This window comes from Clostridia bacterium (genome assembly GCA_014360065.1).
Lineage (GTDB): Bacteria > Bacillota > DSM-521 > Neomoorellales > JACIYF01 > JACIYF01.
This window is the reverse complement of sequence record JACIYF010000093.1, coordinates 1-9,969: the sequence shown is the minus strand read 5'-3', so window position 1 is coordinate 9,969 and position 9,969 is coordinate 1. Positions and strand designations below refer to the sequence as shown.

The following is a 9,969-nucleotide window of genomic DNA, read 5'->3' as shown; positions in this document are numbered from 1 at the left end:
GCCAGCTCGGCAAGAGTTTTGTTGAGCAGGTTCATGGCGGAGTTCTCGTCCCAGCCCACGACCAGCTCGCACTGCGGGCAGCGGTAGACCCGCACCGAAGGGGTCGAGCTTCTGCCGGTGCCCGCAGCGGCTACATTTCTGGGTGCTGTGCGCTCATCGGCATTTTTCGCATCCTGGGCCTGGGATACCTGGTAGATGTTCGTGAGCCACAATAGAATATGGAGAATGAAGAGGGAAGCACGATAATGAGATGGAAACAAGGCTAACGTTTGATGTTGATTCTAAATGGTTGATTCTAGTATGTGTTGTCTTACTATCTGCTTTCCTGAATATCTTTTGGAAGGATCAGTACGCCAAGCCTGTTACGCTGCGGCGGTTACCATTATGCTTCAGCAGTTCGTGAATACTTCTGTCGGGAGCCAGACTGGACTTGCCATTCGGTCAAGAGCTTGTTTCCTGGGCCTGGAAAGAAGCGCTGATTCTTTTTTCAGGTCCAAGGCGGAACGACACTTGGTGTCGTCCTCGTGCGGTAAGATTGAATTAACAGGATTCACGCGGGTAGCTGGGGCCTGAATTGGGAAGGCCAGAAGCTTAAGCCCTGCGATTTAGGTGGAAGACTGAAGGACGGCAGTGGCTTGGGGGTGGTCAGGTTGAGTGCGCAGGCATAATGCATTCTATACCACTGGACGGGAAGTTGCTAGTCGGTTTGACGGCTCAGGCGGTAACGACGGCAGCGGTAGACTCGAAACCAGGGCACCCAGCTTGGGCAAATTCGGAAGCATCTTTTGCAGAAGGAGAGGACTGGATAATGATGGCGAAGTTCAAGGCCAGGCGATTTGTTTTGACCTCCTTTGGTGTGTGCTTGGTATTATTGCTGTTGGCCGGTGGGTGCGGTTCCGACAGCGGCAGCACTGCCAGCCCAGCGCCTGGTTCTTCCCCTGGTGATGGTAAAAGTGAGGAAGGACTGCTAAGCAAAGCTACTCATGCGACGGTGATGACCGTACCTGCGAATTGGGAAAGTGATGCTGAAGAGGACGGGATAATTGTGTATCCTGACCTGAAAGATGCCAACGACCAGACGGTTCAGTATGAGGGAGTGCAGATGAAGGTAGACATTGAGATATGGACTACTAAGATGGGTGACGACTTCAAAACCAAGAAAGACCGCCAGGTTTACGCGGGGAGCGGTACCATAGATAGTTGGAAGGATGGCAATTTCATGTTTACCGGGTCGGGGATCAAAGTTCCCTTCTCAGATATGAAGGTCAGAACTTCCGATGACCCGTTTGGTTTGATATTGGTTCGGGTTCACTTGCCTAATGGGAAGGTATTGGAGGCTCAGGAAGATATGGGGGTAGCTCTCAAGCCCACTAAATAGGAGCGTGGGCAAAGTCCTGGCCGAGCAGCTGCCCGGTGCAGCCGGTTCTACCGCTTGGCATGGAGAAGTGCGCCGAAATGCTGGAGGCCCGATCTGGAAACGGTAGCAACCGACGGCCAAGTCGGTTCAGCGGCGGCGAAGGCACAGGTGGGGCGGAAGGCACGAGGACCTGGGCAGCAAACCAACAGGACGTATGATTGGCCCCGAGGCCCGTCGGCGCCCGAGACGGAGCGGAAGCTGGCCCCACGTGCGACGGCGGAGCGTAGGAGCAGCACCTTAGCTTGGAAATCATTTTTTCCTATGAGGAGGTTTGAAAGGTGAAGTTAGCAGGGTTGATTCTAGGTATCCTGGGTGGACTAGCTGGCCTGGTAGGAGGTAGCATGGCATTATTTGCAGGCGGTATAGGCAGCGCCTTCAACGCACCAGGGGCAGAAACGGTTGCCGGGCTTGGATTTGCAGCCATTCCGCTGGCCATCTTGGGAATAGTTGGGGGTGCCTTGGCCATAGGAAAGCCCAAACTGGCGGCAATCCTCATGATCATTAGTGCTATAGGTGGCGTAATTGCCATATCGGCCTTTTATTCCGTTGCCGCCATCCTCTTGGGGGTCGGGGCGTTGTTAGCTTTTCTTGGAGCACGCGAGGGTTCTAAGGCTGATATAAGCCTGTAAAGCGTACAGCCTGGTTTCGCTCGGCCTGTCTGAAACACATTGCCTTCTGCCCCTTCGCTCCAACATCCCGGCCATGGCCGAGCCCATGTTTGAAGGGCCGGATCCGAGCTTTGCCTCCCGGGCTAAAGCTGCCGGCGGCGGCATCATCGTGGACGTAGGCGAGGCTTATGGGCCTAAGGTAGTCCGGGCACCCCCATCCTCTAGAGTGGATCTAAAGCCGGCCTTGGAGGATATTGGCTGACATCACCACCCGTTGGATTTGGTTGGTACCCTCAAATATCTGGTGAATCTTGGCGTCCCGCATGTATTTTTCCATGGGGTAATCGCGCATGTACCCGTAGCCGCCAAAGATCTGCAGCGCTTCGGTGGTTACCTTCATGGCCACATCGGTGGCAAAGGCCTTGGCCATGGATCCGGCCAGCGAGGAAGGGTTGCCGGCGTCGATTTGCCAGGCTGCCCGCCAGCAAAGCAACCTGGCCGCATCGATGAGCATGGCCATATCCGCCAACATAAACTGGATGGCTTGATTGGCGGCAATAGGCTTGCCAAACTGGATTCTCTCTTTGGCATATTTGACGGCAGCCTCATAGGCGGCCCGGGCGATCCCTACCCCCTGGATTCCTACGCCCGGCCGGGTGCGATCCAAGGTCTGCATGGCGATGCGGAAGCCTTGGCCTTCGTTGCCCAGGAGGTTTTCCTTAGGGACGCGAACCTCTTCGAGAATTACCTCTCCAGTATGGGAGGCGCGGATGCCCATCTTGCGCTCCTTCTTGCCCATCCGTAGGCCAGGAGTGTCGCCGGGGACAATGAAGGCAGATATGCCCCTTACTCCTCGGGAGCGGTCCACCGTAGCAAAAATCGTATATAGGTCGGCAATGCCGCCGTTGGTGATAAAGTGCTTAACCCCATTTAGTATGTAACTGTTGCCGTCAGGGGTGGCGGTGGTAGCGATGGAGGCGACGTCGGACCCGGCATCGGGCTCAGTAAGGCCAAAGGCGGCCAAGCGGGGTTTTTCGCACAAATAGGTAAGGTATTTCCGCTTTTGCTCCTCAGTTCCGGCAATCAGGATGGGGGTAACAGCTAGGCCGTTGGCTCCCAGCATGGTAGCGATGCCAGCACAGCCCCGGGATAGCTCCTCGCTTACAATTAGCTCGGTGACGTGGTCCAGACCTTGGCCGCCGTACTCGACCGGGATGTTGAGGTTCATGAGCCCGGCGGCATGGGCTTTGGGGATTAAATCCCACGGCACCTCTTCCTTTTCATCATATTCCTGGGCGATGGGGATAATTTCTTTTTCGGTAAACTCGCGGGCTAATCGCTGCAGGTCCTTTTGCTCTTGGGTCAGCTCAAAGGCTATCATGCTCGCGCCTCCTTGGAAAAAACATTTACTTCCAGCCACCCAGCACTCAACCTTGGGCTCAACATAGCCCAACGAGGCATTGGCGGTCTGGTCCGGTTAGACTCCACGCCCATAGCCTCAATTGGAGTGCTGGGTGCGCGGAGCATTGATTATCTCTATTCTATATTTTTTGAGTTTTTCCTTGATGGCCGGCCGAAGTTTTAGGTAGCGATCCCTGGTAGGAATTACCCATTCATGCAGATGGTGAATGCGATAATCCCAAGACCAAAAGTGATCGGAAATGGAAGGGGGATCTTTCTGAAACTCAATCTGGGGCTGGCCGTTGACCATTACCATATGGCCCTGGTTAAGACAAATGGGGCAGACTACGCAGCCGTTCTCATTGATCCGGAAGTTGCGGCTGTAGCAAACTGGGCATTGATTGGGAGCGGCGGGGCGCTTGGAAGGGTTTCCGGCCAAGGCCTGGACCAAGCGATGGGCGATGGCCCGAGCGCCGGCCAGATTAGCCTCATCTAGGGCTACCTCTCCCGGCCCAGGGCCGTAGGCCTCTAAGTAATCGATGACTCGAAAACCGTAGATCCAGCAAAACTGGGTCAAAAATTCTACTCCCATGGGGTTCCAGCGCCGATCGCCGCTGATGCTGATGGCTATTCCATAACGGGGTTGGGTTTTGAGATTATCCAGGTAGGACGAAAGATTGAGGCCGCGATCTCCCAAGATCTTAATGGTCCCCGGTGGGCTAAAAAGATAGGTGGGAGCGCCAACGATCAGCCCTTGCGCCGACAGCATAAGGGATAAGATCTTCTCCAGGTCATCATTGAGAGCGCACTTGCCCTTAAATACGCAACTAAGGCACCCCTTACACTCCTCCAGGCGAAACTGGTCTAAGTAGACGATCTGAGTTTCCAAGCCTTCTTCTCGGACCCGATTGATGGCCTCGCGCACCAGGACGTCGGAATTGCTTAGCCGCCGCCTGGATCCTACAATTCCTAGAACTTTAGTCAAATCCCTGTTCGCCCCCTTGCCCTTTCCAAGCTGGCTTACGACTCCTATGGGTGGTTTCTCCGTTTCCCCGGCGCTCACCGAAAGTCACCCTCGACCTAGCAAGACTCTTGCTATGCTATCTGGCACAAGTAAACTCCACGCTCACGGGCCAAGTTGAGTGCTGGCTGGCCTGTCCCCACTTTTCACCCTGCTTTGTCTTACGCTCGCTCGGGAGTACCCAACCGGGCTCAATCGCCCAGGCAGATACCGATGGCTCGGGCGGCTTGGATCAGCTGCGAATCCACCGGTACCTGCCGTAGTTTCGAGGTAGCCTCTTCCAGGGGCACGGGAACAATATTCTGGCCCTTGAGGCTGACCATGATGCCATAGTTGTGCTGAACGGCAGCCATGGCGGCTGCTACTCCAAGGCGGGTAGCCAGGATGCGGTCAAAGGGGGAAGGAGATCCACCCCTCTGGATATGGCCCAAGACAGTGGTCCTAGTTTCGATCTGGGTGCGCTCCTCGATCATCTTGGCTACCAGCTCGCCAATCCCGCCCAAGCGTAGACGTTCGGCGCTGTCAGGTATGGTCTGCCGCACCACCAGCTCGCCGCTGGGCGACTTTACTCCTTCAGCCACCACCACGATACTGAACGGCTTGCCTTGGTTCTTGCGGTCCAGGATTTTTCGGACTACGCTATCTATGTTCCACGGTATTTCCGGGATTAAGATAACATCGGCGCCGCCGGCTAGGCCGCTTTCCAGGGCAATCCAACCGGCGTAGCGGCCCATCAGCTCCAGTACCATCACTCGGTGGTGGGACTCGGCAGTGGTATGGAGCTTGTCTAGAGCGTCGGTGGCAGTGGCTAGGGCGGTGTCGAAACCAAAGGTTTGATCGGTGGAAGCCAAGTCGTTGTCGATGGTTTTGGGCACGCCGATGACATTCAGGCCCTTCTTTTCCTTAAATTCTCGGGCAATGGAGAGGCTACCATCGCCGCCCACTACGATGAGGGACTCAATTCCTAGGCGGGCGAGGTTTTCAATGGCCACATCTGACATATCTTGGTAGGTAAGCTGGCCATTTTTGCGAACCGGGTAATGAAAAGGGTCGTTGCGATTGTTGGTTCCCAGGATAGTACCCCCGCGGTGGAGCAGGCCGGAGATACTGGGATTATCTAGCTTTAAATAACGGCCCTCCACCAACCCGGCAAAACCATCCAGGAAACCAATAACCTCATATCCTTGCGGCCATAGGGTTTTGGCCACGGCGCGAATGACGGCGTTTAGTCCCGGACAATCACCGCCGCCGGTAAGAATCCCTACCTTGGGCATCTTCTCGCCTCCTCAACAGTTATTCCTTAATAACTATGGCTGTGCGCCCAACCTTAAGATCGCAGCTCTTCCCATGATTTTCCCGAAACCGTCCTGGGGTGCCTTTGCGGAGGGCGGATTTGAGCATTGCCTCCGTCTCTGGTAATCAGGGTCAAGCATAGTATACCTTACTCGGATACCCAAAGCCAAATGTTTTGGTTCAGGCATTGTGGCGAGACGCTGCCGACCCAAGACAGATTCAGGCTGGTTTGCTTCACCGGCCTACTAGTGGTGGACTTCTCTTGCAAGTATACAGTATTATTGACCGTCATGCCTTGACAGGGGTGGCGGCTTTTTCTATATTTGTGGCTAGTGCGCCCTAGGCGACAAGGATTGTCTTTTGGTTGGGTTTGGAAACGGAGGCGGGAATTGTGGTGCGGATAACCGATACCACCTTGCGGGATGGGCACCAGTCGTTAATTGCTACCCGGATGCGCACCCGGGATATGTTGCCCATTGCTGAAAAGCTAGATCAGGTGGGATTCTATTCGCTGGAGGTTTGGGGCGGGGCTACCTTTGATGCTGCCATGCGGTTTCTCAACGAGGATCCTTGGGACCGCCTCAAAGCCCTGAAGGAGCGCATCCGCCGCACCCCTCTACAAATGCTCCTGCGCGGGCAGAATCTAGTGGGTTACCGCCACTATGCTGACGATGTGGTGGAACGCTTCGTCCAGCTAGCGGTAAAAAACGGTATCGATATAATCCGGGTGTTCGACGCCTTGAATGACTTGCGCAACCTGGAAGTGGCCATCAAGGCAGGCCTGGATGCCGGGGCCCACATCCAAGGGGCTATCTGCTATACGGTGAGCCCGGTTCATACTATCGAGCGTTTCGTAGAGATGGGCCTCAAGCTTGAGGCCATGGGCTGCCACTCCCTGTGCATCAAGGACATGGCGGGGCTGATTACTCCGGAGGCGGCGTTTGAACTGGTGAGCGCCCTTAAAAGGGAGCTAAAGATACCCATAGACCTGCACACCCACTGCACCAGCGGCATGGGGCCCTTGAGCTATTTGAGCGCTTGCCAAGCGGGGGTAGACATCTTAGACTGCGCCTTTAGCCCCTTTGGCGGCGGCACTTCCCAGCCCGCGACCGAGACCATGGTGGCCGCCCTTAGGGGCTCACGTTACGATACCGGCTTGGACTTGCGGCAGCTGGTAGAGATCGGTTATTACTTCTACGAGCTGCGGGAGAAGTACAAGGGCTTGATTAGCCCGGTGGCCGAGCGGCCGGACGTATCGGTTCTGCTGCATCAGATACCGGGCGGCATGATTACCAACCTCTATTCTCAGTTGGAAAAGCAAAAAGCCCTAGACCGGTATGACGAGGTCTTGCAGGAAGTGCCCAAGGTAAGAGAAGACCTGGGTTATCCGCCCTTGGTTACCCCTACCAGCCAGATCGTGGGCACGCAAGCGGTGTTCAATGTTCTCTCTGGGGAACGCTACCGCGAAGTTACCAAGGAAGTTCGCGATTATTGCCTGGGCTATTACGGGGCTACTCCGGCGCCCATCAACCCCGATGTTATGGCCAAGGTATTGGCCAACGGCCACGGTGCCGGCCCTGACGGTGGAGGCCCCGGCCTCAATGGTGGCTCTGGCGGCCGTGGCCCCATCAGCTGCCGTCCGGCTGACCTCCTTCCCCCCGAGCTTCCCAGGCTGAAAGAGGAAGCCCAGAAGCTGGCCATCCTCACCCGGGAGGAAGACCTGCTCACCTACGCCCTCTATCCAGAGGTAGCGGTGAAGTTCTTCCGAGGGGAGATACAGGAAGAGGCTCTTCCGGCACCGCGCTCTGGCGCCGGTGGGGGTGGGGAGGGAGCTATAGCCGCTCTCCCCACGGCCGAGTTCATTGTCAACGTGGACGGCGAAGACTTTCAAGTTCGCATTCGGCCTGGTGCAGGCGGGGTTTTCTCTGGCCTGGCACCTGGCGCCGGCGCCCCCGGCTCCGGGGGCGGAGCGGCTGCCTCCACGGCTCAGGCTGCCAACGGCAACGGGCGCAGGCCGGCCACACTACCACCAGGAGCGGTTACCTCCTCGGTGGGGGGCATGGTATTATCCCTCAAGGTCAAGGCCGGTGATCGGGTCAAGGCTGGGGACGTGGTGGCGGTGGTGGAAGCCATGAAGATGCAAATTAACGTCAGCGCTCCCCAGGCGGGCCGGGTCAAAGAAGTGTATACCTATGAGGGTGAAGTCATTAACGCTGGCGACTTGTTGATGGTGATCGACCATGTTTAAGAAGATTTTAGTAGCCAACCGGGGAGAAATAGCAATGCGGGTAATGCGGGCCTGCCGGGAGCTAGGGATTACTTCGGTAGGAGTATATTCGGATTCGGATCGCAACTCCATTGCCGCCAAGTACGCTGACGAAAGCTACCCCTTGGGAGGAGACCGGCCCCGGGACACCTACCTCAACATCCGCAAGATCATCTCCATTGCCAAGCGAGCGGGGGCGGAAGCCATTCACCCGGGCTACGGTTTCTTGGCGGAAAATCCAAGCTTTGCCTATGCTTGCGAGCAGGCAGGCATCAAGTTCATTGGTCCTTCCCCGGGAGTAATTCAGCTCATGGGCAATAAGGTGGCTGCCCGCCAGGCTATGGCCCGGGCGGGGGTTCCGGTCATTCCTGGCACTGCCGAAGCCATTAAGGATGTGGGTGTGGCTCGGGAGGTTGCCTGTTCCCTAGGCTTTCCGGTGCTGGTAAAGGCAGCGGCTGGAGGCGGCGGCATCGGCATCGCTACGGTAGAGCGGGAGGAGGATCTGGAGGAGGTCATTAGTTCCACCCAGAAGTTGGCTCAGTCCACCTTTGGGGACGATAGCGTATTTCTGGAAAAATACATCGACCAGCCTCGGCATATCGAATTCCAAATCCTAGCCGATGAGCATGGAAATGTAATTGCTTTGGGAGAGCGGGAATGCTCTATTCAACGCCGGCACCAAAAGCTGATCGAAGAATCGCCATCACCGGTTATGACTCCGGAATTGCGGCAAAAAATGGGGGAAGTAGCGGTGCGGGCGGCCCGAGCCATCGGCTATACCAACGCCGGGACGGTGGAGTTCATTTACTCCGCCAACGGCAATGGAGCTGGCGGCCCTAGCCAGCCTCAGTTTTATTTTCTAGAAATGAACACCCGGGTGCAGGTGGAGCACCCGCTCACGGAAATGGTCACCGGCGTGGATATTGTCAAGGAGCAGATCCGGATTGCTGCCGGCATGCCCCTCAGCCTTAGCCAAGACCAGGTACAGATTGAGGGCTGGGCCATCGAATGCCGCATCAACGCCGAGGACCCGCTCAACAACTTTGTTCCTTGCCCGGGCAAGCTGCGGGGCTATCGGTCTCCAGGCGGGATCGGGGTGCGGGTAGATAGTGGTGTCAATACTTCTTACAGCATTCCTCCCTTTTATGATCCCATGATCTCTAAGCTCATCGTGCATGGCCGGGACCGGGCCGAAGCCATCCAGCGCATGCGCCGGGCCCTCTATGAGTACATCATCGTCGGGGTAAAAACCAATATTCCCTTCCACAAGGCGGTCATGAACAGTCCCGCCTTCCAAAGGGGGGAGCTAACTACTCACTTCGTGGATCAGTTTCACCCCTTCCTGGAGCAAGAGATGCGCCGGATCGTGGAGGAAGAGAAGTCCTTGGCGGAAAAAATGGCCTCCATTTTCCGCGAGGAGAAAAAGGTGGCGGCAGCTACTGCCGGCATCGGCGCTTATTTAGAAGTGCTGCGCCGGAGCTGATAGGTGCGGCGCCGATCGCGGACGGTCAGGCTGCCGCGGCGGGATTTGGCATAGCGCTTAAGCTCGGCAGCTACCTCGGCGATTTCCAGGCGGGTGCGGAACTGCCCCTTGCTCTCCACTACCGCTAGCGATAGGGAGAGGAGGGGCACAATTACTTCATGGCCCAGGCGGTCTACGTTTTTGATATAGCCGCGCCGGGCGTCCTCCTCATCGTAAAGCTCTTCCACCCGAGAGTCGAAATTAGCAATAATAGCGTCGCAGAGCTGTTGAACCTTATCCGAAGCAGTGATGATGACGAAGTCATCACCGCCAATGTGCCCTATGAAAATGTCCTTTTCCCCTTGCCTTTGCGCACAAGCAGTAATCACTTCTGCTGTGAAGCGGATGGCTTGATCGCCCCGCTGAAATCCGTAATGATCGTTGTAGGCCTTGAAGTCATCCAGATCGGCGTAAATCAAGGTCAAGGGTTGGTTTTTGGCC

General features: G+C 56.3%; 9 protein-coding genes. 5 read left to right on the top strand and 4 right to left on the bottom strand.

What is annotated here, in order from left to right; genetic code table 11:
- The 3 genes from H5U02_11695 to H5U02_11685 form a co-directional block, all read left to right on the top strand.
- Positions 1-215: hypothetical protein (locus H5U02_11695; protein MBC7343081.1), on the top strand; the 215-nt coding region annotated here is incomplete at its 5' end.
- A gap of 593 nt (positions 216-808) precedes the next feature.
- On the top strand, positions 809-1,378 hold the full coding sequence (locus tag H5U02_11690; GenBank protein ID MBC7343080.1) for a hypothetical protein: 570 nt from the start codon (positions 809-811) through the stop codon (positions 1,376-1,378).
- Between the two features lie 317 nt (positions 1,379-1,695).
- Positions 1,696-2,046, top strand: coding sequence for a hypothetical protein (locus H5U02_11685; protein ID MBC7343079.1), 351 nt, complete (start codon positions 1,696-1,698; stop codon positions 2,044-2,046).
- A gap of 211 nt (positions 2,047-2,257) precedes the next feature.
- Here H5U02_11685 and H5U02_11680 read toward each other — a convergent pair whose 3' ends face one another.
- The 3 genes from H5U02_11680 to H5U02_11670 all read right to left on the bottom strand — a co-directional run bounded on the left by H5U02_11680 (position 2,258) and on the right by H5U02_11670 (position 5,721).
- Positions 2,258-3,403 carry an acyl-CoA dehydrogenase family protein gene (locus H5U02_11680; protein ID MBC7343078.1) on the bottom strand — a complete coding sequence of 382 codons (1,146 nt, stop codon included), beginning with the start codon at positions 3,401-3,403 and terminating at the stop codon, positions 2,258-2,260.
- A 120-nt stretch (positions 3,404-3,523) separates the two neighbouring features.
- Positions 3,524-4,411 (bottom strand): flavodoxin family protein, encoded by an 888-nt coding sequence (locus H5U02_11675; GenBank protein ID MBC7343077.1) that lies wholly within the window; start codon positions 4,409-4,411, stop codon positions 3,524-3,526.
- Positions 4,412-4,638: 227 nt separating this feature from the next.
- Positions 4,639-5,721: a 6-phosphofructokinase gene (locus H5U02_11670; protein ID MBC7343076.1), complete on the bottom strand. Its 1,083-nt coding sequence runs from the start codon at positions 5,719-5,721 to the stop codon at positions 4,639-4,641.
- A 410-nt stretch (positions 5,722-6,131) separates the two neighbouring features.
- Between H5U02_11670 and H5U02_11665 the strand changes: the two genes are divergently transcribed.
- Positions 6,132-7,988, top strand: a complete 1,857-nt coding sequence (locus tag H5U02_11665) for a pyruvate/oxaloacetate carboxyltransferase (protein MBC7343075.1) — start codon at positions 6,132-6,134, stop codon at positions 7,986-7,988.
- Complete coding sequence (locus H5U02_11660; protein ID MBC7343074.1) at positions 7,981-9,489, top strand: acetyl-CoA carboxylase biotin carboxylase subunit; 1,509 nt, start codon at positions 7,981-7,983, stop codon at positions 9,487-9,489. Before H5U02_11665 ends, H5U02_11660 begins: the two co-directional genes overlap by 8 nt.
- Here H5U02_11660 and H5U02_11655 read toward each other — a convergent pair.
- Positions 9,462-9,969 (bottom strand): diguanylate cyclase (locus tag H5U02_11655; GenBank protein MBC7343073.1); only part of this gene is annotated, 508 nt, incomplete at its 5' end. The genes H5U02_11660 and H5U02_11655 overlap by 28 nt on opposite strands.

Coding starts and splice junctions, on each gene's coding strand:
- H5U02_11670 (MBC7343076.1), bottom strand. CDS start 5,721: ATGCCCAAGGTAGGGATTCTTACCGGCGGCGGTGATTGTCCGGGACTA.
- H5U02_11690 (MBC7343080.1), top strand. CDS start 809: ATGATGGCGAAGTTCAAGGCCAGGCGATTTGTTTTGACCTCCTTTGGT.
- H5U02_11660 (MBC7343074.1), top strand. CDS start 7,981: ATGTTTAAGAAGATTTTAGTAGCCAACCGGGGAGAAATAGCAATGCGG.